This window comes from Vibrio sinaloensis, assembly GCF_023195835.1.
GTDB classification, from domain to species: domain Bacteria; phylum Pseudomonadota; class Gammaproteobacteria; order Enterobacterales; family Vibrionaceae; genus Vibrio; species Vibrio sinaloensis_C.
On record NZ_CP096199.1, the window covers coordinates 2,528,088 to 2,551,244 of the forward strand.

The window sequence follows — 23,157 nt, forward strand, 5'->3', positions numbered from 1 at the left end:
TCACAGCTATGCAAACTTTTGCTGAAATTGCTGCGCTTCGCGAGCAAATCAAACAATACAAACGTGAAGGGCGCAGGATTGCATTTGTCCCTACCATGGGTAATTTGCACGAAGGCCATCTAACCTTAGTTCGCAAAGCGCGTGAACACGCAGACATCGTGGTGGTGAGCATCTTTGTCAATCCAATGCAGTTTGATCGTGCTGACGATCTGAATAACTACCCGCGTACGTTAGAAGACGATCTGAGCAAGCTGAGCGCTGAAGCGGTTGAGCTGGTCTTTACCCCTACGCCAGAGATCATCTATCCGCAAGGTGTCGAGAACCAAACCTCAGTTGAAGTGCCTGGCCTATCCAGTATGTTAGAGGGCGCTTCTCGCCCTGGCCATTTCCGCGGCGTCGCCACTGTGGTCACCAAACTGTTTAATATCGTGCAGCCTGACGTGGCCTGCTTTGGCGAGAAAGACTTCCAACAACTTGCTGTGATCCGCAAAATGGTCGAAGACTTAGCGATGGACATTGAGATCATCGGTGTGGCAACCGTACGCGAAATGGACGGCCTCGCCATGAGCTCACGCAACGGTCTGCTCACACTCGATGAGCGCCAACGTGCGCCAGTTCTGGCTCGCACGATGCGCTGGATCAGCAGCGCCATCCGCGGCGGTCGCGATGACTATGCCTCTGTCATTGAAGATGCCAGTGACCAACTGCGAGCGGCCGGGTTACAGCCGGATGAAATCTTTATTCGCGATGCACGAACGCTGCATGCGATCACCGCAGAAACGACTCAGGCAGTGATCTTAATGTCGGCCTTCTTGGGCAAAGCTCGACTGATAGATAACCAAGTGGTGGACTTGGTGATTGATAGCAAGGATGAAGACCCTCATTCCGCGCAGTCAGCAAACGCAGAATAACGTCGAAAAACAAAAAGGCTTGGTGCAATACACCAAGCCTTTTGTTTACAGCGAGAGTAAAAGATTAACTTCTGAGACCTATCCCTTTGGTTACTAAGTAATGGGCGACTGCATACAAAGCAACAACAAACACACTCAGCACGCCAAATGAAGTAACGATTCCCACGTCCGACACTCCCAAGAAACCATATCGAAACGCGTTCACCATGTAGACAATCGGATTGATTTTCGACACCCCTTGCCAAAACTCGGGCAACAGACTGATCGAGTAGAATACCCCACCCAAATAAGTCAGTGGCGTTAACACGAATGTCGGAATGATTGAGATATCATCAAAGGTTTTAGCGTACACAGCGTTGATCAACCCACCCAGAGCAAACACCACCGAGGTCATAAAGACGGTGGCGACAATGATGCCCCAATGTTCAACCTGAAGATCAACGAATAACAAAGAAACACAAGTGACGATTGCACCCACCAATAAACCACGGGTCACACCGCCCATCACATAACCCGCGATAATCACGTAATTAGGGACCGGCGCAACCAGTAACTCTTCGATGTTCTTCTGTAACTTGGCACTAAAAAACGACGAAGCCACATTCGAGTAAGAGTTAGTGATCACCGACATCATGATCAGGCCTGGCACAATATACTCCATGTAGCTGAAACCGTTCATCTGGCCGATGCGAGATCCAATCAAGTTGCCAAAGATAATGAAGTAAAGCGTCATAGTGATCGCTGGTGGCACCAAAGTTTGCACCCAAATACGGGTGAAGCGATTGATCTCTTTGCCTAGCAAGCTGCGAAACGCAACCCAATAGAGACGATACATATTATTTATCCCCTTCACGAACAATACTGACAAACAACTCTTCAAGGCGGTTGGCTTTATTACGCATCGATAGCACCTTGATGCCTTGCGCAGACAACTGAGCAAAAATATCGTTCAGCCCCCGGGTTTTCTCAATCTCGATTTCAAGCGAGCCCGAAACCAATTGCTGTTTAATCACACCATCGAGCTTGGGCTCTGGCGCGCCCTCTTCCAAATCGAGGATAAAGGTTTCTACTTGCAGCTTACTGAGTAGGCTCTTCATCGTGGTGTTTTCGATCAGCTCGCCTTTATTGATAATGCCGATATTGCGACACAGCATTTCCGCTTCTTCAAGATAATGGGTGGTGAGAATGATCGTGATGCCCAGTTCAGAGTTAATCTCTTTTAGAAACGCCCACATTGAGCGGCGCAATTCGATATCGACCCCAGCAGTCGGCTCATCGAGGATCAGCAATTGTGGTTCGTGCATAAGTGCACGAGCAATCATCAAACGGCGCTTCATGCCTCCCGATAGATTGCGCGAACGTTCATCACGCTTTTGCCACAGATCGAGCTTAGTTAAGTACTTTTTTGCTCTCTCTTTAGCGATAGCTTTCGGCACGCCATAATAGCCTGCTTGCTGTAAGACAATTTGCTCCACTGTCTCAAACTGATTGAAGTTAAACTCTTGCGGCACCAATCCTAAATTTTGCTTGGCGAGTTCAAGATCGCTATCAATGTCATAGCCAAATACTTTCACTCTCCCCGAGGTCTTGTTGACCAGTGATGAGATCACGCCGATCGTGGTCGATTTACCGGCACCATTAGGGCCAAGTAGCGCGTAAAAGTCCCCTTTTTCCACATTGAGACTGATGCCCTTCAACGCTTCAAAGCCACCTGCATAGGTTTTTCTTAGCTGTTCAATTTCTAACGCATACATAGATTCTTGCCATTGCTCCCACTAAAACGCTGTTCAGTTTATCGTTGAGAAACGATGATTACAATTAAACCTTTCGAATATTTTGGAAATAATAAATACCGCGATTGAGCAAACAAAAAAGCGCTTTGATCTGACCAACCAAAGCGCTTTTGTACCTCAAGTTAGGTTAAATCACGTAAGTGGATTGCTCATCACCATTGACGTGTTTTACCGCCGCATTCAGCGCCTCATAGCGGAACTTAAAGCAGTTGTGTTCGGCGATAAGGTCAAGCACGTGGAACTTCTCTAGTTGCTGACGCGTTTTCTCATTTGGACATAGCAGGTAAACCTGACACTGTGCGTCTAGGGCGTCTTTGATTGCGTTCTCAAGAGCCAGGCCAACGGTCACATCGATCATCGGTACATCGGTCAGATCCAGGATCATCACCTCGTAGTCCGAGATCGTGGTGTGTTGGCGTGAAATCGCTTTGGAGACACTGAAGATCATCGGCCCAGAGAGATAGAAAAACAGCACTTTTCCGTTCGCTTTATCGAGCAAACCACGTTCGCTATCTGTCAGCGGTACGTCGTTGTCATCAGCATCACTGATTGCCTTGACTTGGCGAGCTTGCTCGCGGCTCAGGCGCTCAATGATAATGATGTTGGAGATAAAGACTCCCAGACCAACCGCTGCAATCAAGTCAACAAAGACGGTCAATAGCATCACGCCATACATGATTGCCATGCCAGAGAAGCTGACTCGATGGGCGCGCTGGATAAAGCTCCAGTCAAGAATGTTGAATCCGACATACACCGCAATACCCGCCAAGACTGCCATCGGAATTGGCTCAGTCAGCCCTCCCGCGACTAATACCACCAAAGCAAGCACTAACGCACGGATCACACCAGACAAGGGGGAACGCGCACCAACTTGAATATTGGTCACCGTGCCCATGGTAGCGCCCGCTCCGGGTAGTGCGCCAAATAGGCCAGAAATCATGTTGGCCAAGCCTTGACCACGCAGCTCTTTATCTGAGTCATGCTCTTTACGTGTTAGCGAGTCGCCAATGACCGCGGTAAGCAAGGTATCGATACAGCCCAAAGTGCCTAGAACAAGGGCATCTATCACCATTTCAGTGAACACTGCACTATCAAAGTGTGGAATGACCAGCGAAGGAAGTCCGGCTGGGATCTCGCCAATGCGACGAATGGCATCGGTATCGAACAGGATCATTGACAGCAATGTCACTGCAACCAACGCAACTAATTGGGCAGGCACATATTTGCGATATTTTTTGGGAAAGAAGAACAGGATCCCCAGCGTCAGCAAACCAAGAAACAGCTCGCTAAATTTCATATTGCTGATGATATCAGGGATAGCGGCTAAGGTGCCTGTTACCCCACCGGGAGGCGCCGCCTGGCCTAATAGTGGTGATATCTGAAGGATAATCAGAATGACACCGATACCCGACATAAAACCTGAGACCACACTGTAAGGCATCAAGGTGACATACTTACCCAACTTGAGTGTGCCGAGTAAAATTTGGAAGGCGCCGGCCATCATCACCACAGTGAAGGTCATGGCCATACCCGTTTCGGGATACTTAGCCATCATACCGGTTAAGACCGCGGTCATGATCACGGTCATCGGCCCGGTTGGCTCAGAGATTAAAGTGTTCGAGCCACCAAATAGCGCGGCAAATAAGCCGACCATAATCGCGCCCCATAGGCCAGCTTCAGCGCCCGCCCCCGAGGCCACACCAAAAGCTAAAGCTAGGGGTAGCGAAATGATCGCTGTGGTAACCCCACCAAACGCATCTCCTTTGAGATTGACATCTGCAAAACGACTAGCGAACACGACTGTACTCCATTTCATGTTATGTCCGAACACGTTAAGGCCAGCGAACGGGTTCTCCCGTCACTGGCACGCATCGATACAAATACGACATCTTAGTTTGTGGGTTGTTCTCGCGCCGATGATCGGGGAAAATAACCCTATAAATTGTAGGAAAAATAACAAAAATGTAATCAACTTGCTGCGAAATATCGCTAAGCTCCCTACTCTATCAAATGTTTCTGGTTGGAGATAAGGGTTAAACCCATCTCATTCATTTGACGATATAACCAATAGTTAGGATAGCAGCTAAGTTTATGATTTTTCATCCTCAAACACGTCAGATGAGTACCTGTTCAGCCATTTTTAGCAGGAAGGAAATTGTAACATTGTGTATAGTGATGCAAGAATTTTTTAAGGGTTGCTACTAAGATGCCGGAAATAAAACAGCTGTTTGAGAATAACTCCAAGTGGTCTCAATCTATTACTGCAGAACGCCCCGAATATTTCACTAAATTAGAAGAAGGACAAAGCCCTGAGTTTTTATGGATTGGCTGTTCAGATAGCCGTGTTCCCGCAGAGCGATTGACAGGACTCTACTCTGGTGAACTCTTTGTGCACCGTAACGTAGCTAACCAAGTCATTCATACCGACCTCAACTGCTTATCTGTGGTTCAATACGCGGTAGATGTGCTGAAGGTGAAACACGTCATTGTCTGTGGTCACTACGGTTGTGGCGGGGTCAATGCGGCGATTGACAACCCGCAGCTCGGTTTGATCAACAACTGGCTACTGCACATCCGCGACATCTATTTCAAGCACAGAGATTACCTTGACCAAATGAACGCACAAGACCGCGCCGACAAACTTGGTGAAATCAATGTGGCGGAGCAAGTTTATAATCTTGGGAACTCCACCATTATGCAGAGCGCTTGGGAGCGCGGACAAGACGTAGAAATCCATGGTGTGGTGTACGGCATCGCCGACGGCAAGTTGCAATACCTAGGCGTGCGCTCCAACTCAAGAGCCTCGGTCGAAACCTCTTATCGCAGAGCGATGGAGACGATTCTCAATCGTCAACACAAACTGCTTTGTCGTTAAACGCTGACACAAAAACGCCCGCAAAAGCGGGCGTTTTTATTTCAACCAATGTCACCAGTTTTCGGCCACTCGATTACTCTTGCGGGACGACTTTACCGATGAAAGGCAGGTGGCGATATTTCTGCGCATAGTCGATGCCCACACCAACCACGAACTCATCGGGAATTTCAAAGCCAATCCACTCTACCGGTACTTGCACTTCACGACGTGATGGCTTGTCTAGCAGGGTACAAATAGCGATAGACTTAGGCTCACGTAGTGAAAGGATCTCTTTGATCTTGTTGAGGGTATTACCGGTATCGATAATGTCTTCAACGATTAGAACATCTTTGCCTTTAATGTCATCATCTAAGTCTTTCAAGATACGTACGTCACGCGAGCTTTCCATCGTATTGCCGTAGCTTGATGCGGTCATAAAGTCTACCTGATGAGTCAGTTCGATGTTACGCGCTAGGTCGGCCATAAAAACGAATGAGCCACGTAACAAACCAACCAAGACTAAGTCTTCACTCCCTTGATAGTGTTGAGTGATTTGTTTGCCTAATTCACGTACTCGATCCTGAACTTCTTGCTCAGAAATCATGACTTCTACTGTATGTTTCATACTGATCTCATTTCTGCGTTGGCCGTATTGAGCTTGAGGGTAATCGCTCAACACCTGTCTGATACTTGAGGCGCACAGTCTACCATCCCACAGCGTTGAGAAAAACGTTTGCCTAAAAATAATCCCTATTGTTGGTCAGAAACAACCACTCAGTTTCATACCATATTAACAATTCTGATTATAAAATAGCCGTAAACCGTTGACCTTATTGATATGCACCATTACACTCATAGAGCGTCATGCAATTTATATAATACTAATTAGGGCAAAGCCCAATAAATACAAACAACTCAATTGGCAAGGAAATTAACTATGGACTCTATAGCGAAAAGACCGCGCACGCGTCTATCTCCTCAAAAGCGTAAACAGCAGCTAATGGACATCTCCCTTGAGGTGTTCGCACGTCGCGGTATCGGCCGTGGCGGTCACGCTGATATTGCAGAGATTGCACAAGTCTCTGTTGCCACCGTGTTCAACTACTTCCCGACACGTGAAGACTTAGTCGATGAAGTGCTCAACTACGTGGTGCGTCAGTTCTCAAACTTTCTCTCTGACACGATCGATTTGGATCTGCACGCTAAACAGAACCTCAGCAACCTAACATCCGCTATGGTTGAGTTGGTGCTGAATGACTGTCACTGGCTGAAAGTCTGGTTCGAATGGAGCGCATCAACCCGTGATGAAGTATGGCCGCTGTTCGTATCGACCAACCGCACAAACCAGCTATTAGTGCAAAACATGTTCGCCAAAGCGATGGAACGTGGTGAGGTATGCGATCAACACGATCCAGCAGAGCTGGCAACCCTGTTCCACGGTATTTTCTATTCATTGTTCATTCAAGCGACTCGTACTCAAGATGAAGCGATGATGGAAAGACTCACTGCCAACCATCTGGACATGCTGTGCATCTACAAACACGCGAAAAATAACGAATAGCGATGTCAAGCTCACTGATGCCAGTGGGCTTGTTGTTGACTCACAAATGAAAAAACCGCTGAACAATCAGCGGTTTTTTATTAATTCTAAGCGAGAATTACTTCTTCTTTTTCGCTTTTGGGTTTGGCAGGTCAGTGATGGTACCTTCGAACACTTCAGCCGCTAGACCAACAGACTCATGTAGAGTCGGGTGAGCGTGAATCGTTAGAGCGATATCTTCTGCATCACAACCCATTTCGATAGCCAGACCGATTTCACCTAGGAGTTCACCACCGTTGGTACCAACGATAGCACCACCGATAACACGGTGAGTGTCTTTGTCGAAGATTAGCTTAGTCATGCCGTCAGAGCAGTCTGATGCGATTGCACGACCCGATGCAGCCCATGGGAATGTCGCTGTTTCGTAGTTGATGCCTTCCGCTTTCGCCTCTTTCTCAGTCTTACCAACCCAAGCCACTTCTGGCTCAGTGTAAGCAATTGAAGGAATCACTTTAGGGTCGAAGTAGTGCTTCTTACCCGCAATCACTTCTGCAGCAACGTGACCTTCATGCACACCTTTGTGAGCAAGCATTGGTTGGCCAACGATATCACCGATAGCAAAGATGTGAGGAACATTAGTGCGCATCTGCTTATCAACGTTGATGAAACCACGCTCATCGATTTCCAGACCCGCTTTCTCGCCGTCGATTAGCAGACCATTTGGTACACGACCGATAGCAACAAGTACCGCATCGTAACGCTCAGCTTCAGCAGGGGCTTTCTTACCTTCCATTGAAACGTAGATACCGTCTTCTTTCGCTTCAACTGCTGTCACTTTGGTTTCTAGCATTAGGTTGAACTTGTTCTTCACACGCTTAGTGTAAACTTTAACAATGTCTTTATCGGCTGCTGGGATAACTTGGTCGAACATCTCAACCACGTCTACTTTAGAACCCAGAGACTGGTATACCGTACCCATTTCTAGACCGATGATACCACCACCCATGATAAGTAGTTTTCCAGGCACTTCTTTTAGCTCTAGTGCGTCAGTTGAGTCCCAGATACGAGGATCTTCGTGTGGAATAAATGGCAGTTTGATAGGACGAGAGCCTGCTGCGATGATCGCGTTGTCGAAGTTAACCGTGGTTGACTCGCCTTCACCTTCTACCAGGATAGAATTAGGGCCAGTAAATTTACCGTAACCGTTAACCACGTTCACTTTACGCATCTTAGCCATACCGCCAAGACCACCAGTAAGCTGGTTAACCACTTTTTCTTTCCAGATACGAATCTTGTTGATATCAGTTTGTGGCTCACCAAAAACAACACCATGATCAGCCATCGCTTTCGCTTCTTCGATAACTTTTGAGACGTGCAGTAGCGCTTTTGATGGGATACAACCCACGTTCAGACATACACCACCTAGGGTGCTGTAACGCTCGATAAGTACAGTTTCAAGACCTAAGTCCGCACAACGGAATGCCGCGGAGTAACCAGCAGGACCAGAACCAAGTACAACAACTTGGGCTTTAATTTCTTTGCTCATTGTGACCTCTTGTAGTCATTATCCCTAACAGGCTGAGTGGGTATGGATTCACTATGTTCAAGTCAGTTTGTTTTAAACAGTTATTTTCAGACCGCCAACAGTTTACAGAGATGTTAATGGAGTGAAAAGTAAATCCATTTAGCCTGTGAGCTAGACGACAATTCGCTTGAGAAAACCTGATTGAGGGTAAAGTCTGCAATCAAATTGTCAGATAGTTATTGGTAATAGAGGCGGCTGTCATGCCGCCTCTAAGTCATCCCATCTTGATTAAAGAACTAGACGACGGATATCTGATAGTGCACCGTTTAGGAAGGTAATGAAGCGCGCACCTTCCGCACCATCGATCACACGGTGGTCGTATGATAGAGACAGTGGAAGCTGTAGACGCGGTTCGAATTCTTTACCGTTCCATACAGGTTTCATTTCAGACTTAGACACACCTAGGATGCCTACCTCTGGCGCGTTAACGATTGGAGTAAACGCCGTACCACCAATGCCACCAAGACTAGAGATAGTGAAACAACCGCCCTGCATGTCAGCAGCAGTTAGCTTACCTGCACGGGCTTTCTTAGAAACAGCCATCAACTCTTCAGAAAGCTCGTAAATTCCTTTCTTGTTCACGTCTTTGAACACAGGAACCACTAGGCCATTTGGTGTATCTACCGCGATACCAATATTCACGTACTTCTTCAGAATTAGGCTTTCACCATCTTCTGATAGAGAAGAGTTGAACGCAGGGAACGCTTCTAGTGCTTTAGCCGCCGCTTTCATGATGAACACAAGTGGCGTGATCTTCATGCCTGAGTCTTTCTTCGCTTCAATCGCGTTCTGCTCTTTACGGAATGCTTCTAGCTCAGTGATATCTGCGTTGTCCCACTGAGTAACATGCGGGATCATTACCCAGTTACGATGTAGGTTTGCACCAGAGATCTTCTTAATGCGTGATAGCGGCTGAGTTTCAGTCTCACCAAACTTGCTGAAGTCAACTTTCGGCCATGGCAGTAGACCAAGAGCAGCACCATCACCTTTGCCAGATGCCGCAGCACCTGCACCCGATTCAAGACGCTTAAGCGCTTCTTTAACGTAAGATTGTACGTCTTCTTTTAGAATACGATTCTTACGACCGCTGCCTTTAACCTTAGCAAGGTTAACGCCAAACTCACGAGCGATACGACGAACAACTGGAGACGCGTGAGCGTACTCGTGATTTTCTTGGAAATCACCAGTAGAGGCTGCCGGAGCTGCTGCCGCTGGAGCTTCTGCTTTAGGCGCTGACGCCGCAGGTGCTGCTGCCGCTGGAGCCGCTACTGGTGCTGCACCCGCCACTTCGCCTTCCGTTGTAGAGAAAATCATGATTAGAGAGCCAGTTGACACTTTGTCGCCAGCCGCAATCTTGATTTCTTTAACAGTTCCTGCAAATGGAGCAGGCACTTCCATTGACGCTTTGTCGCCTTCAACAGTGATCAGAGATTGCTCTTCTTCCACTGTATCGCCAACCGCAACCATGATTTCAGTCACTTCGACTTCGTCGCCACCGATATCAGGAACGTTCACTTCTTTGGCTGCTGCGGCCGGCGTTCCGGATGCTGCCGGAGCTGCTGCCGCAGGAGCTTCAGCTGCCGCTGGAGCGCTTGAACCTGCCGTTTCAAAGACCATGATTAGAGAGCCAGTCGTGACTTTATCGCCAACTGCTACTTTTATCTCTTTTAGAGTACCTGCGAATGGTGCTGGTACTTCCATAGAAGCTTTGTCACCTTCAACAGTCAGAAGAGATTGCTCTTCTTCGATGCTGTCGCCGATCGCTACCATGATTTCAGTCACTTCAACTTCGTCGCCACCGATATCTGGTACGTGAACTTCTTTCAGTTCTGCCGCTGCTGCTGGAGCTGGAGCCGCTGCTGGAGCTGCTTCTGCCGCAGGAGCAGGTGCAGCGTCTGCTGCACCCGGAGCGCCGGCCGCCTCGGCTTCGAAAATCATGATTAGAAAACCAGTAGAAACCTTGTCGCCTTCTGCAACTTTGATTTCTTTAACGATACCCGCTGTCGATGCAGGCACTTCCATAGAAGCTTTATCGCCTTCAACTGTGATAAGAGACTGCTCTTCTTCAACCTTGTCGCCAACGCTTACAAGAATCTCAGTAACTTCAACCTCATCCGCACCGATGTCTGGTACATTAATTTCGATTGCCATTTCTTATCTACCTTCTTAATTAAGCGTATAGCGGGTTTGTTTTCTCAGTGTCGATGTCGAACTTCTTGATTGCTTCTGCAATCACAGATTTCTCAACTTCGCCACGTTTTGCAAGTTCAGTCAGCGCTGCGACGACTACGTAACCTGCGTTCACTTCGAAGTGACGACGTAGGTTTTCACGGCTGTCTGAACGACCAAAGCCGTCAGTACCCAGAACTTTGTAAGACTCAGCAGGAATGAATGCACGAACCTGCTCTGCGTAGTTCTTCATGTAGTCAGTCGCTGCGATTGCTGGCTCAGTACCCATAACCGTTTGAATGTATGGTACTTGCGCTTCAGCTTCTGGGTGAAGCATGTTGAAACGCTCCGCCGCTTGACCGTCACGAGTCACTTCGTTGAATGACGTTACTGAGTAAACATCAGACGCAACGCCGTAATCATCGCTTAGAATTTGCGCCGCTTTACGTACTTCGTTCATGATAGTACCTGAGCTCATTAGCTGAACTTTACCTTTGTCGCCTGCGTAAGTTTCTAGCTTGTAGATACCCTTACGGATGCCTTCTTCTGCGCCTTCTGGCATTGCTGGCATTGCGTAGTTTTCGTTCATTAGCGTTAGGTAGTAGAACACGTTCTCTTGATCAGGACCGTACATGCGACGGATACCGTCTTGCATGATGACCGCGACTTCGTACGCGAAGGTTGGGTCGTAAGAGATACAGTTAGGAACCGTACCCGCCATGATGTGCGAGTGACCATCTTCGTGCTGTAGACCTTCACCGTTCAGCGTTGTACGACCAGCCGTTGCACCTAGTAGGAAACCACGTGCTTGTTGGTCACCCGCCATCCACGCCATGTCGCCCACACGTTGGAAACCGAACATTGAGTAGTAGATGTAGAACGGAATCATTGGAAGATCGTTAGTCGAGTATGACGTCGCCGCAGCAACCCATGACGACATCGCGCCTAGCTCGTTGATACCTTCCTGTAGAACCTGACCTGATGTAGCCTCTTTGTAGTAAGAAACGATGTCACGGTCTTGAGGTGTGTAGTTCTGGCCGTGCGGGTTGTAAATACCGATTTGACGGAACAGACCTTCCATACCGAATGTACGCGCTTCGTCGGCAATGATAGGAACGATGTTCTTACCAATGTTCTTGTTCTTCAGTAGAACGTTAAGTGCACGTACGAATGCCATAGTAGAAGAGATATCACGCTTCTGCTCTTCAAGTAGTGGCTTGAATTCTTCTAGCTCAGGAATAACCAGTTCTTGAGTGAAGTTTGGCAGACGCTGTGGCGTGTAGCCGTGTAGCGCTTTACGACGAGCGTGTAGGTATTCGTACTCTTTTGAACCTTCTTCAAGTTTCAGGTACGGAAGCTCTTTCACTGCTTCGTCAGTTAGGATGTCTTGTAGACCTAGACGATCACGTAGATGCAGTACGTGAGTCATATCCATCTTCTTAACTTGGTGAGCGATGTTCTTACCTTCAGCCGCTTCACCCATGCCGTAACCTTTCACTGTCTTAGCTAAGATTACCGTTGGTTTGCCTTTGGTTTGCTCTGCGTTTTTGTAAGCTGCGTACAGCTTAGAAGAGTCATGACCACCGCGCTTAAGTGCGAAGATTTCGTCATCTGTCATGTCAGCAACAAGGGCCGCTGTTTCTGGGTACTTACCGAAGAAGTGCTCACGTACGTACGCACCATCTTTCGCTTTGAACGTTTGGTAATCGCCATCGATAGTTTCGTTCATAAGCTGTAGTAGCTTACCCGTGGTGTCTTTTGCTAGAAGAGAATCCCAGTTGTTACCCCAGATAACCTTCACTACGTTCCAGCCAGCACCTTTGAACAGACCTTCAAGTTCTTGAATGATCTTACCGTTACCCATTACTGGGCCGTCGAGACGCTGCAAGTTACAGTTGATTAGGAAACATAGGTTGTCTAGTTTCTCACGCGCAGCGAAAGAGATAGCACCACGTGATTCTGGCTCATCCATCTCACCGTCACCTAGGAACGCATATACGCGCTGCTCAGATGTATCTTTTAGACCACGGCCTTCTAGGTACTTGAGGAAACGAGCTTGGTAGATAGAAGCGATTGGACCTAGGCCCATCGATACCGTTGGGAACTGCCAGAACTCAGGCATCAGTTTCGGGTGCGGGTATGATGGAAGACCTTTGCCATCGACTTCTTGGCGGAAGTTGTCTAGCTGCTCTTCAGTCAGACGACCTTCAACGAATGCGCGAGAGTAGATACCTGGTGAGATGTGACCTTGGTAGTAAACTAGGTCGCCACCGTCCTTCTCGTTTGGAGCACGGAAGAAGTGGTTGAAACATGTTTCGTAGAATGCAGCAGAAGACTGGAAAGACGCCATGTGGCCGCCTAGCTCTAAGTCTTTCTTCGATGCACGTAGAACGATCATAATCGCGTTCCAGCGGATGATAGAACGAATACGACGCTCAAGTGTGGTGTCACCTGGGTAAGCTGGTTCTTGGTCTGCAGGAATCGTGTTGATGTAGTTAGTTGTGATACCTGTTGGCATATCAACACCGTCTAGACGTGCTTTGTCTAGAACTTGCTCTAATAGGTATTGAGCACGTTCTACACCTTCTTCACGTACAACTGACTCAAGTGCTTGTAGCCATTCTTGAGTTTCCAGTGCATCTACGTCATGCTTCAAATCAGACATGGCGATCTATCCTTCTATTGGTTGGATCTAGTTATTTAAAGTAACCGTTCTTGTTTTAAGAATCGTTACCTTGCTGAATTCGACGCAAAGAGCGCTCTCTGCGCGACTCTTCACGAGTCAAATCCAACAATGTTTCTTCAATATAAGCTAAGTGTGAATGAGACATTTCACGCGCCTTTTCCGGCTGACCAGAAACAATCGCATCCACGATATTAGCTCGGTGTTTACTTACTTTCTCGACCACTTCTTCGCGGCGATGTAAGAGCTTTAAATTCTGTAAGACATTTTGCTCAAGCAAAGGCGCCAAACTGCGCACAATGTGCAACAGCACCACGTTGTGCGCAGCTTCAGTTAAAGCAATCAGAAACTGCATGACTGCAGCGGCTTCCGCTTCAACATTTTTTTTGGTCTGCTCTTCGCTGATGTTTTTCAGACAAGCCTGAATACGTGCAAAGTCTTCCTCGGTACCACGAACAGCTGCAAAATAAGCGGCTATACCTTCCATCGCGTGGCGAGTTTCCAGTAAATCCAGCTGCGTTTCGGAGTGACTAGACAGTAAATTTAGCAGAGGATCAGAAAAGCTGGTCCAAATGCTCTCACTGACAAACGTGCCACCGCCTTGACGACGAGTAAGAAGACGCTTCGCTTCGAGGCGTTGTATCGCTTCTCGGATTGAAGGTCGCGAAACATCAAATTGCTTCGCTAATTCTCTCTCGGGTGGCAACTGCTGCCCCGGAGACAATATTCCTTCCACAATCAGCCTTTCTAACTCTTGTTCAATGACATCAGAAAGTTTTGGCTGACGAATCCTTTGATAAGCCATAGTTGTTTTTCTTCTACTCTGTATGCAGTCAATTGGTAATACCAATTCTAAGTTGGCGAGAAAATTAACATAATTAAAACGCAAGTTCCAGTCAAAAATTGACCCAAATCATAGAACAAGCCTAACACCAACACTTTGATAACAATAGTCGATTAAAACATCAATCTAATTGGTCTGACCAATTACAAAATATCAACAGATGGGAATTAACCGTGCTAGGGATCACAGTTTGATTGGTAAGGGGTAGAAAAAGCGAGTGGCGAGTGACGAGTGACGAGTGACGAGTGACGAGTGACGAGTGGCGAGTGGCGAGTGGCGAGTGGCGAGTGGCGAGTGGCGAGTGGCGAGTGGCGAGTGGCGAGTGGCGAGTGGCGAGTGGCGAGTGGCGAGTGGCGAGAAATTTTGAACAACAGATCTCTATTGTCAAGTAACAACTTCTCGTAACTCGCTACTTTGAACTCGCAGGGCGGAGCCCGTCCTAAGCTGCCGCCCTACTTCGCTTCAAGATGATCGATCATCAGCTGCAATGACTGATTGCCGCGAAACTCGTTGATATCAAGCTTGTAGGCTAAACGAACGGTTTTGACCGACGCATCAGGCCAACGTCGCAAGTCTACATTGAACGCAATACCGTCGATCATAATATTGGTTGGATGGCCTTTGTAGAGTGGTTCAAGCATCAGCTTTAGATGTTTTTCTCCCACCAACTTTTGGTGCAACACTTTGAATTCACCATCAAACAGCGGCTCTGGAAACGCTTGTCCCCAAGGACCACCAGCACGAAGCATTTCTGCAGTATGCATTGAAAACTCTTCCGGTTTCAGCTCACCATCAGAGAGCAGTACGCCTTTCAATGCAGCCTCGTCGAGTTCCTGTTTTACCGCTTGATCAAACAGCTGGGCAAAGCGCTCAAAGTTTTGCTCCATTATGGTTAAACCTGCGGCCATCGCATGACCACCAAACTTGATGATCAAGCCTGGATTCTGGGTATCTATTCGATCCAGCACATCACGCATGTGCAAGCCTGGAATAGAACGACATGAGCCTTTAATCGCGCCATCGCCACCATCAGCAAAAGCAATCACAGGACGGTGAAACTTCTCTTTGACTCTGGATGCAAGAATCCCAATCACCCCTTGGTGCCAGTCTCGCTGGAACAACACCAAGCCATGAGGCATATCTTTGTCGCCAAATTGTAGCCGCTCACAAAAAGCCATGGCTTCTTGTTTCATGCCCTCTTCAATTTCTTTGCGGGTCTGGTTTAAGCCATCTAACTCGCTGGCCATTCTCCGCGCAGCATGAATATTGTTACTCAGCAGCAATTCAACCCCGAACGACATATCGTCCAAGCGGCCCGCCGCATTGATACGTGGCCCAAGAGCAAAACCAAAGTCTGAAGCCACCAAGCGACGCGCATCACGCTTAGCCACTTCGATCAGTGCCTGAATGCCCGGTCGTGCTTTTCCCGCCCGAATACGCTGCAACCCTTGATGAACCAAAATCCGATTGTTTTCATCCAAAGGCACCACATCGGCAACCGTCCCCAGCGCCACCAAATCAATCAGCTCCATTAACTTAGGTTCAGCCATGCCTTGCTGAGCAAACCACCCAGACTTTCGCATATGCACGCACAGCGCCATCATCAAATAAAACGCGACCCCAACGCCTGCCAGTGCTTTAGAAGGGAAAGCGCACTGTTGTAAGTTCGGGTTGACCATGGCATCCACTGGCGGTAGTTCGTGGCCTGGTAGGTGATGGTCGGTGACCAACACAGTTAACCCTTGCTGCTTGGCATAACGTACCCCTTCGATAGACGAGACGCCGTTGTCCACTGTCATGATCACTTGGGCACCCAGTTCGATCGCTTGGTCGACCACTTCTGGGCTTAATCCATAGCCATCTTCAAACCGATTCGGTACTAAGTAATCAACATTGGTTGAACCGAGCATGCGCAGCGCCAATACCGACAACGCCGAGCTTGTTGCGCCATCGGCATCAAAGTCTCCGACCACAATAATACGCTGCTGAGTTTGAATTGCGGTAAACAGCAGCTCAACGGCAGCGTCGATGCCATGCAGTTTTTGATAGGAGTGCAGCGCCCTTGCCGTGGTTTCAAGCTGTTCAACTTGGGTAATTCCACGGGCGATGTAAATGCGCTTGAGTAACGGCGCTATGGAGTCTGGAAGAAGGCTTAAGTCGACTTCGGGTCTACGTTGAATTTCTATCATATAGGAGTATTTGAGCCTCGATTGAGGCTCACTTTCTGACTAAGTTAGATTTGCTTAAGACGTTGAAACAGCTGCGCTGGAGGCAGATAGCCGCCAACCATTTCACCATTAGGTAGGAAAATAGCCGGGGTACCGCTGATGCCTAACTCTCGCCCTAGGGCATGATGTTGCTGAATGACGGTTTGGTACTTGGCTAGATTATCGCCTGTCTTGGGAAACTGGCGATTGACCTTACCATTATGCATCGCTGTCTGCGGATCGTCTGACGCCCAAATCGCAGCCATTTGATCCGCGACCATGCCAGTCGCTCCCTGACGAGGAAACGCCATGTAACGCACGGTAATACCTAAGTCATTATAGCCCTGCATTTGGTTGTGCAGTTTCACACAGTAGCCACAGGTAATATCGGTGAAGACGGTCACCACGTATTTTTCATCGGCCGCCTTAAACTCGATCATGCTGTCCTTAAATGCTTCAATTTTCTTGGCATTAATCGGAGCCTGACGTTGAGCAAGGACATCTTGGTACTGACCATTATCGTCCAACGCGTATAAGGTACCAGCAATAAAGTGCTGACCGCTTGGTGAGGCAAACAAGATACCGCCACTGGTTTGCACTTCAACCAGCCCCTCTACATCGGAAGGCACTACGTCTTGTACCTCTAACCCCAGTTTGGAAAAGCGCGCTTCGAGCGCCGCCTTGTCGAATTTCACCTCATTGGCCAGCGCCGATTGCGCCGCAAAAACAAGAGGTAGCGTTAGTAGAGTTATTCGGCGTAGTACGCTCATTCAATTCACCTTAATTAATGTTGCGTCATCCTGTGCGGTTAGGCTCGAGGATGATGTTCACTATGTAGCTGTTTTAATCTTTCGGTCGCTACGTGAGTATAAATTTGTGTTGTCGACAAGTCACTATGCCCCAACAGCATCTGCACCACACGTAAATCGGCCCCGTAGTTGAGTAAATGGGTGGCAAACGCATGGCGAAGTACGTGGGGGGAGAGTAGCTCTGTCTCAATCCCCGCCAACACCGCATAATGTTTAATACGATGCCAGAAAGTCTGTCGTGTCATTTGGCGAGCCCGTTTACTTGGGAAAACCACATCAGAGGTGTTGTCCCCCAGTAATTCAGACCTGCCCTGCTGAAGAAAAGTTTCAATCCAGTCAACGGCGTTTTCTCCCATCGGCACTAAACGCTCTTTACCCCCTTTACCCGTCACGCGCACTACGCCTTGACGCAGGCTGATGTTTTCCATGGTCAGGCTGACCAGTTCGGTCACACGCAATCCGGTGGCATAGAGTAACTCCAACATCGCTTTGTCACGCAGTTCCATCGCGTCATTGGGATCGGGCGCATTCAATAACGCTTCAACCTGCTGCTCACTTAAATCTTTGGGTAAACGTTTTGGTAGTTTGGGGCTGACCAACAACGCACTAGGGTCGTCAGCTCGGATTTTTTCCCGATGCAGGTATTGAAACAGGCGACGAATCGCCGACAGCATGCGCGCACGCGAGGTCTGTTTATAATCTTGGTCTGCAAGCCAAGCTTGATATTCTTGCAAACCAGACAAGCTGATAAAGTCGAGGCGGTAATGATTGGCATCCATCCACTGCAATAGTTTGACCAAATCGTTGCGATACGACGCTAAGGTGTTTTCCGATAGACCGCGCTCCATCCACATCGCATCTAAGAACTGCTCTACGATCCCCTGATCGGGTGACATCTGCTGTGACACAATTAACCTCATCTTTTTGCTCTGCGCTCAAATGTAAGGGGCAGTGGCAAAGAATGCTATAAAAAAACGACTTCCGGTTGGATATTCGCTGCAAAGCTCGCCATTTTGTGGTTAGAATTCACCATCCAGTTTGCAGAAGTTAGAAGAATGCTATGAAAATCGGTCTGTTTTACGGCTCAACCACTTGTTATACCGAAATGGCAGCAGAAAAAATCCGCGCTATCATTGGGGAAGACCTTGTCGATATTCACAACGTTAAAGAGTCGCCACTGTCATTGATGCGCGATTATGATCTTCTTATTCTGGGTATCTCGACATGGGATTTTGGGGAGATCCAAGAGGACTGGAATGAGATATGGGACCAAATCGATGGCATCGATCTAAATGGCAAAACCGTCGCGCTATTCGGTCTCGGCGATCAAGAAGGCTATGGCGAATGGTATCTCGATGCGATGGGACTGCTCCACGATCAACTGAAGACGACAGGGGCGAACCTGATCGGTTACTGGCCAAATGATGACAACTATCAATTTGAAGCGTCAAAAGCGCTGACCGAAGATAAAAGCCAGTTTGTTGGCCTTGCGCTTGATGAAGATTCACAATACGAGCTGAGCGATGAGCGCATCGCAACTTGGGTTGAGCAGATCTTAGTCGAGTATCAAGAGACGCTTTAGAGAAGCGAGAAGCGAGAAGCGAGAAGCGAAAAGCGAAAAGCGAAAAGCGAAAAGCGAAAAGCGAGAAAATTTTCAAGGGTTGGCACATAATGCCAACCTTTTTATTTTCAATAAATTACACCATTATCCCCGTCAGGGAGTCATGACCAAGTTGGAGTTTTCATTAACCAAATAGACAACCCATTAGAGACTCCCCACTCGCTCCTTCGCAATGGAACCATATATAACAGGCCTCTCGAAGGACGAAGTCCGATCTCGATTCTCGAAGCGCAGCGCTCTGACACCTCACATTTGCTTGAACATTCTTCTTTTAAACGTTTAATCCATTGCGGTATCTCACCCAATCAAACACCAGCCCTGGGTCGGTTTTACGCAAAGGGGCAATAAATTGATGCCCAGTAATTCTTGGGAGCGTTATCTCAGGGTAGCGCTTCTGTATCTCGCGGGTGAGTTCAATCAATGCCTGATACTGCTTATCGGTATAAGCGACAAAGTCACTGCCTTCTAGCTCAATGCCAATCGAAAAGTCGTTACAGCGTTCTCTTCCGGCAAAGCTTGATGCTCCCGCGTGCCAGGCTCTGGCACTAAAAGGCACAAACTGCACCACTTCTCCATCACGTCGAATCAAACAGTGAGCAGAGACTCCCATATTGTGAATCACTTGAAAAAATGGGTGTTCATTTGGGTCAAGTTGACCAGTAAAAAACTGCTCGATATACGGCCCACCAAACTGACCAGGCGGTAAACTGATATTATGCACCACCAATAGAGAGATATCCGAACTCTCGGCTCTTTGGTCACAAAACGGAGAAGGGACCTGTCTGGCGCTGGTATACCAACCATCTTCGTCAATCATATCGGGCTCATTGTTGGGGCTATTTATCACTATCTAGCCTGTGATTTTATCCCTTTGGCAATGAAATGCGAGATTAATGGCTGAATTTCGTGTTCAGTCAGCGTATCATGCCCACCTCTTGTCCAACTGCGTATAAGATTTGCGATGAAAAACACACACAACAGCCAAGAACGTCTCGAATATTTGAAACAACAACTTCCTTTAGAGATCGCCCGCGCAGTCGCGGAGACGATTAAGGAAGATCTTGGAGGAACGCTTGATCCTGCCGCTGACATTACCGCAAGTCTGATCCCTGCCGACGCACACAATGAAGCAACCATCATTACCCGAGAAAAAGGGGTATTCTGTGGCCAAGCCTGGGCTGATGAAGTGTTTAAACAACTTGGGGGCGAAGTCAGCATTGAATGGCATGTCCAAGACGGCGATCAAGTCGAGCCAAACCAAGTGTTGTGTACCCTATCGGGCCCAGCGCGCGCACTGCTGACGGGCGAGCGCAATGCGATGAACTTCATTCAAACACTGTCCGGATGTGCGACGGTCACCGCCGAATACGCCGCTCAGCTTGAGGGCACTGGTTGTCGTTTGCTCGACACCCGCAAAACCATTCCCGGTCTGCGTAGCGCACTGAAGTATGCCGTAGCCTGTGGCGGTGGGTTTAATCACCGTATCGGGGTGTTCGATGCGTATTTAATCAAAGAGAATCATATCATCGCAAATGGCGGGATCACTCAAACCATCAAAACGGCGAAACAGCTAAATCCAGGCAAGCCTGTTGAAGTTGAAACAGAGAGCCTAGCCGAGCTACAAGAAGCCATCGAAGCCGGTGCGGATATCATCATGCTCGATAACTTCACCACCGAGATGATGCGTGAAGCGGTTAAGATCAACGCCGGACGCGCAGCACTGGAAAACTCAGGTAACGTGACACTCGATACCATTCGCGAGTATGCGCAAACGGGCGTCGACTACATTTCTGTCGGTGCGCTCACCAAGCACCTAAGAGCGATGGACCTTTCGATGCGTTTTAAATAACGCAGCCCAGAACCCACCACGGAGGCCAATGTGCCTCCGTGTTTGTTTTTAACGGTAAAAAAAACCAGATCCGCCTCTCTTTTTTGTGCATATCCAAAGTGTCATCAAGATGATCGCTCACCGGGTGACTCATAAGTAGCTTGATTGATACTGTAGCCGCCAAGCATCTCAGCCTAGTCTCTGCTAACCAGTCATCAGCCCATGTGAGAGACAATGTATCTAGGACGCGCCAACGGTTTCACTTTGATCGAACTCATGATCGTGGTTGCGGTTATCAGCCTTCTCTCTGCGGTTGCTATTCCGCAGTACCAAGTTTATGTAAAGAAAGCGGCACTCAGTAGCGCATTGACCTCAGCAACCGCCTATAAAGTGTTGATCGAGGACGAAATCGCATTTAGTGGACGATTTCCGGCACTGGCTCGTGATTTTGCTATCGGTACCATTCGTGCCGAATCAGCACCTTTGGCAACAGGTACAGCGACCAATGATGTTACCGTCGCAATTACCCAAGGCTCTGCGACAGGGCAAAGCATCACACTCGAACGCGATGCCAATGGTGTTTGGCGCTGCAAGACTTCAAGCAGCGTCTCGATTGCAGGATGCGGATAATGCAGAGCGATCTACTCACCACCCTCACTCATGCTAAGCTCATTACCCCGGCACAGCAGCATCAGTTGACGCAGGCGGCGCAACAGAGTGATCAGCCACTTCTCGACCTTCTGCTTGATAGCACCCAGATCAGCGAAGCAACACTTGCCAAACATCTGGCACAGGTGTATTCGCTACCGGTCATCTCACTCTCAGACTTTGACTACCTAGCAGCGAGCCGGCAACTGGCATTAAACTCATTGCTACACAGGTTTCATGCCGCGGTTATTGCCCTCGAAGCGCAAACCTTACGACTGGCGGTTGCTGACCCGTGCCAACAAGAACTTGAGCAGGCATTTCGCTTTGCTACCGGCATGACCATTGAACTGGCCATTGCTGATTGGACCTCCATCAAACAAGCGATACAGCAGTTACCCTGTTCATCGCCATCATCCTCGTCTCACACGCCTATCCAAGCGAATCAGCTGAGCGACCTAGTGACACTGAGCGCTGATGAACAACGAGACGACGATGATCTTAGCCACGATAACGCCCCCGTCAGTCGCTACATTCAACAAGTGTTGCTCGACGCGGTAGCCAGACGCGCTTCTGATATTCACTTCGAACCTTATGAACAGACCTATCGAGTCCGACTGCGTTGTGACGGCCTGCTGATCGCGGCTGAGCAACCCTCGTATCAGTTGAGCCGACGCCTCGCCGCTCGACTCAAAATTTTGGCAAAACTCGACATCGCCGAGCGCAGATTGCCACAAGATGGTCGACTTAAACTGCGCTTAAACCATCAAGTTTCGGTCGATATGCGCGTCTCAACCTTACCGACCCTGTTTGGTGAAAAAGTAGTGTTGCGCATTCTTGATAATCGCGCAATGGAGCTGGATATCGATGCTCTAGGATTCAATCACACCCAAAAGCAGACGTATTTAACCGCACTGAGCAAACCACAAGGAATGATTTTGCTCACCGGCCCAACGGGAAGTGGCAAAACAGTTTCACTCTACGCCGCGCTGAATCATCTCAATGCCGAACACGTCAACATTGCCACCGCAGAAGACCCTATCGAGATTTCCCTGCCTGGCATCAATCAAGTGCAAGTTCAGCCTGAGATTGGCCTAGACTTTAGCCAAGCGTTGCGCGCCTTTCTACGCCAAGACCCAGACATCATTATGGTCGGTGAGGTGCGTGATATTAATACCGCGAAAATGGCGTTCAAAGCCGCGCAGACCGGTCACCTAGTGTTAGCGACGTTACATACTAACTCTGCTGCACAATCCATTGAACGTTTAATCAATATGGGCATTGAACCCTTTAATCTCGCCTCCAGCCTCTCTTTGGTCATTGCTCAACGTCTGGTACGAAAGTTGTGCCCACACTGTAAGCGAAGCGATAGCGCCCACACTCATCTCGCCATGTCGCTGGATTTATCAGACCAAGAACCTATCTTTAGCGCTAACGTGCAGGGCTGCCAACACTGTAACTTTGGCTACCTGGGACGAACGGCAATCTATGAAGTTCTCCCAGTGACTTCTGTCATAGCCGAAGCCATCGCTCGCCGCGCCACCGCTCAACAACTCAATGCCCTTGCCTTAGAGCAGGGCTTACAGAATTTAAAACAGTCTGGCAGTGAAAAGCTACGCTCTGGGATAACTAGTCTCGCTGAGCTGCAAAGAACACTACTGGTTTAGC

Annotated in this window: 20 protein-coding genes; 8 read left to right on the plus strand and 12 right to left on the minus strand. The window is 48.4% G+C overall.

Translation table 11 applies throughout. From position 1 onward, the window contains the following. The first annotated feature begins 8 nt into the window (after positions 1 to 8). Positions 9 to 911 carry a pantoate--beta-alanine ligase gene (panC, locus tag MTO69_RS11360; protein ID WP_248329327.1) on the plus strand — a complete coding sequence of 301 codons (903 nt, stop codon included), beginning with the start codon at positions 9 to 11 and terminating at the stop codon, positions 909 to 911. A gap of 64 nt (positions 912 to 975) precedes the next feature. Here panC and MTO69_RS11365 read toward each other — a convergent pair whose 3' ends face one another. From MTO69_RS11365 to MTO69_RS11375, 3 genes are all read right to left on the minus strand, one after another. Next, positions 976 to 1,746, minus strand: a complete 771-nt coding sequence (locus tag MTO69_RS11365; RefSeq protein WP_248329329.1) for an ABC transporter permease — start codon at positions 1,744 to 1,746, stop codon at positions 976 to 978. 1 nt (position 1,747) lies between these two features. Then, positions 1,748 to 2,665: an ABC transporter ATP-binding protein gene (locus tag MTO69_RS11370; protein WP_248329331.1), complete on the minus strand. Its 918-nt coding sequence runs from the start codon at positions 2,663 to 2,665 to the stop codon at positions 1,748 to 1,750. Between the two features lie 166 nt (positions 2,666 to 2,831). Next, complete coding sequence (locus MTO69_RS11375; protein ID WP_248334467.1) at positions 2,832 to 4,502, minus strand: SulP family inorganic anion transporter; 1,671 nt, start codon at positions 4,500 to 4,502, stop codon at positions 2,832 to 2,834. A 408-nt stretch (positions 4,503 to 4,910) separates the two neighbouring features. Between MTO69_RS11375 and can the strand changes: the two genes are divergently transcribed. Next, positions 4,911 to 5,579, plus strand: a complete 669-nt coding sequence (gene can, locus MTO69_RS11380) for a carbonate dehydratase (protein ID WP_248329333.1) — start codon at positions 4,911 to 4,913, stop codon at positions 5,577 to 5,579. Between the two features lie 73 nt (positions 5,580 to 5,652). Here the strand turns inward: can and hpt are convergent, their stop codons facing one another. Then, positions 5,653 to 6,183: a hypoxanthine phosphoribosyltransferase gene (gene hpt / locus MTO69_RS11385; protein WP_248329335.1), complete on the minus strand. Its 531-nt coding sequence runs from the start codon at positions 6,181 to 6,183 to the stop codon at positions 5,653 to 5,655. Between the two features lie 312 nt (positions 6,184 to 6,495). Between hpt and MTO69_RS11390 the strand changes: the two genes are divergently transcribed. Beyond that, positions 6,496 to 7,119 carry a LuxR/HapR/OpaR family quorum-sensing transcriptional regulator gene (locus MTO69_RS11390; RefSeq protein ID WP_248329337.1) on the plus strand — a complete coding sequence of 208 codons (624 nt, stop codon included), beginning with the start codon at positions 6,496 to 6,498 and terminating at the stop codon, positions 7,117 to 7,119. Between the two features lie 97 nt (positions 7,120 to 7,216). Here MTO69_RS11390 and lpdA read toward each other — a convergent pair whose 3' ends face one another. The 4 genes from lpdA to pdhR all read right to left on the minus strand — a co-directional run bounded on the left by lpdA (position 7,217) and on the right by pdhR (position 14,340). After that, the gene (gene lpdA / locus MTO69_RS11395) at positions 7,217 to 8,644 is read right to left on the minus strand and encodes a dihydrolipoyl dehydrogenase (RefSeq protein ID WP_248329339.1); all 1,428 of its coding nucleotides are present in this window, start codon (positions 8,642 to 8,644) and stop codon (positions 7,217 to 7,219) included. A gap of 267 nt (positions 8,645 to 8,911) precedes the next feature. Further along, positions 8,912 to 10,834, minus strand: a complete 1,923-nt coding sequence (gene aceF / locus MTO69_RS11400; protein WP_248329341.1) for a pyruvate dehydrogenase complex dihydrolipoyllysine-residue acetyltransferase — start codon at positions 10,832 to 10,834, stop codon at positions 8,912 to 8,914. A gap of 19 nt (positions 10,835 to 10,853) precedes the next feature. Then, entirely contained in the window at positions 10,854 to 13,517 is a 2,664-nt protein-coding gene (gene aceE, locus MTO69_RS11405; protein WP_248329343.1) for a pyruvate dehydrogenase (acetyl-transferring), homodimeric type, read from the minus strand. 55 nt (positions 13,518 to 13,572) lie between these two features. Then, positions 13,573 to 14,340 carry a pyruvate dehydrogenase complex transcriptional repressor PdhR gene (pdhR, locus tag MTO69_RS11410; protein WP_248334468.1) on the minus strand — a complete coding sequence of 256 codons (768 nt, stop codon included), beginning with the start codon at positions 14,338 to 14,340 and terminating at the stop codon, positions 13,573 to 13,575. A 284-nt stretch (positions 14,341 to 14,624) separates the two neighbouring features. Here pdhR and MTO69_RS11415 point away from each other — a divergent pair, with 284 nt between their 5' ends. Continuing rightward, positions 14,625 to 14,771 carry a hypothetical protein gene (locus MTO69_RS11415; RefSeq protein WP_248329345.1) on the plus strand — a complete coding sequence of 49 codons (147 nt, stop codon included), beginning with the start codon at positions 14,625 to 14,627 and terminating at the stop codon, positions 14,769 to 14,771. Positions 14,772 to 14,831: 60 nt separating this feature from the next. Here MTO69_RS11415 and recJ read toward each other — a convergent pair whose 3' ends face one another. Genes recJ through xerD form a run of 3 tightly spaced genes read right to left on the minus strand, consistent with a single transcriptional unit; the run spans position 14,832 to position 18,291 of the window. Further along, a complete protein-coding gene (recJ, locus tag MTO69_RS11420; protein ID WP_248329347.1) occupies positions 14,832 to 16,568 on the minus strand; it encodes a single-stranded-DNA-specific exonuclease RecJ in 1,737 nt (578 codons plus the stop codon). A 44-nt stretch (positions 16,569 to 16,612) separates the two neighbouring features. Next, a complete protein-coding gene (locus MTO69_RS11425; RefSeq protein ID WP_248329349.1) occupies positions 16,613 to 17,356 on the minus strand; it encodes a thioredoxin fold domain-containing protein in 744 nt (247 codons plus the stop codon). A gap of 38 nt (positions 17,357 to 17,394) precedes the next feature. Beyond that, complete coding sequence (gene xerD / locus MTO69_RS11430; RefSeq protein WP_248334469.1) at positions 17,395 to 18,291, minus strand: site-specific tyrosine recombinase XerD; 897 nt, start codon at positions 18,289 to 18,291, stop codon at positions 17,395 to 17,397. Between the two features lie 164 nt (positions 18,292 to 18,455). Here xerD and fldB point away from each other — a divergent pair, with 164 nt between their 5' ends. Further along, positions 18,456 to 18,977 (plus strand): flavodoxin FldB, encoded by a 522-nt coding sequence (gene fldB / locus MTO69_RS11435; RefSeq protein WP_248329351.1) that lies wholly within the window; start codon positions 18,456 to 18,458, stop codon positions 18,975 to 18,977. A gap of 310 nt (positions 18,978 to 19,287) precedes the next feature. On the opposite strand, the gene ampD is transcribed toward fldB, so the two are convergent. Then, positions 19,288 to 19,833 (minus strand): 1,6-anhydro-N-acetylmuramyl-L-alanine amidase AmpD, encoded by a 546-nt coding sequence (gene ampD / locus MTO69_RS11440; protein WP_248329353.1) that lies wholly within the window; start codon positions 19,831 to 19,833, stop codon positions 19,288 to 19,290. A gap of 144 nt (positions 19,834 to 19,977) precedes the next feature. Between ampD and nadC the strand changes: the two genes are divergently transcribed. The 3 genes from nadC to pilB all read left to right on the plus strand — a co-directional run bounded on the left by nadC (position 19,978) and on the right by pilB (position 23,156). After that, positions 19,978 to 20,865: a carboxylating nicotinate-nucleotide diphosphorylase gene (gene nadC / locus MTO69_RS11445; protein WP_248329355.1), complete on the plus strand. Its 888-nt coding sequence runs from the start codon at positions 19,978 to 19,980 to the stop codon at positions 20,863 to 20,865. Between the two features lie 213 nt (positions 20,866 to 21,078). Continuing rightward, positions 21,079 to 21,474, plus strand: coding sequence for a pilin (locus MTO69_RS11450; RefSeq protein WP_248329357.1), 396 nt, complete (start codon positions 21,079 to 21,081; stop codon positions 21,472 to 21,474). Further along, on the plus strand, positions 21,474 to 23,156 hold the full coding sequence (pilB, locus tag MTO69_RS11455) for a type IV-A pilus assembly ATPase PilB (protein ID WP_248329359.1): 1,683 nt from the start codon (positions 21,474 to 21,476) through the stop codon (positions 23,154 to 23,156). The genes MTO69_RS11450 and pilB overlap by 1 nt, the downstream gene beginning before the upstream one ends. Position 23,157 lies beyond the last annotated feature (1 nt).